This is a genomic window from Sphingomonas endophytica (genome assembly GCF_001476895.1).
Lineage (GTDB): Bacteria > Pseudomonadota > Alphaproteobacteria > Sphingomonadales > Sphingomonadaceae > Sphingomonas > Sphingomonas endophytica_A.
In genome coordinates this window covers 1-611 of record NZ_LDTB01000230.1, presented here as the reverse complement: position 1 = coordinate 611, position 611 = coordinate 1, and the positions used below count along the sequence as shown (strand labels likewise).

Genomic DNA, 611 nt, shown 5'->3' with positions numbered 1-611 from the left:
GGAATATCTACTGCAAAACCGGGGCATGAGAGTAATATGAGGGGTAAATTTTCTTGCTGTTCCACAAAGATAAATGGAAAGATCTAGCTCCGAGCTTCTAACTTCCAGAGCCAGAACTGAGAAGCTCAAAGGAGCATGTACTCGAAAAAGCGATCATCCCAAACGCGGCGACGTGCCTCGTAGAAGCGTAGTAGCTCGCTGGATAAAGCATCAGAGTTTGCCTTCAGCTGGGAAAAAACATCCGATCCGTATCGTACTTTATAATCTAATCCATAAATCTCCCGCCGCGTCTCGGGCTTTGATAATAATGCCAGAAATGTATTATAATAACCTGCAACCTTATAGAATGCGCCATCATCAGAAATTCTATAAGCCACAAAGAGGCGCATCAATGGTGGCATGGTAACAAATTCTTTCAGCGCTTTGATTTTTTGTTCATCGTGAACTCTACTCAAAGAACCTATAGCAGCGACCATGCTAAAGTACATGAGAACTCTGCTGTGCCTGAGCTTCAGGTTTCGTATAGGCCACTTCCCGTCTGCAGTTTCTGTTGTAGTATATTGATAGTTTACGCAAATCGCTCGGAAGTATCGTATGACATCGTTCAACAG

General features: G+C 43.5%; 1 protein-coding gene. It reads right to left on the bottom strand.

Annotated elements, in window-relative coordinates:
• Window positions 1-125: 125 nt before the first annotated feature.
• On the bottom strand, window positions 126-611 hold a 486-nt coding region (locus NS334_RS18420), incomplete at its 5' end, for a hypothetical protein (protein WP_206542723.1).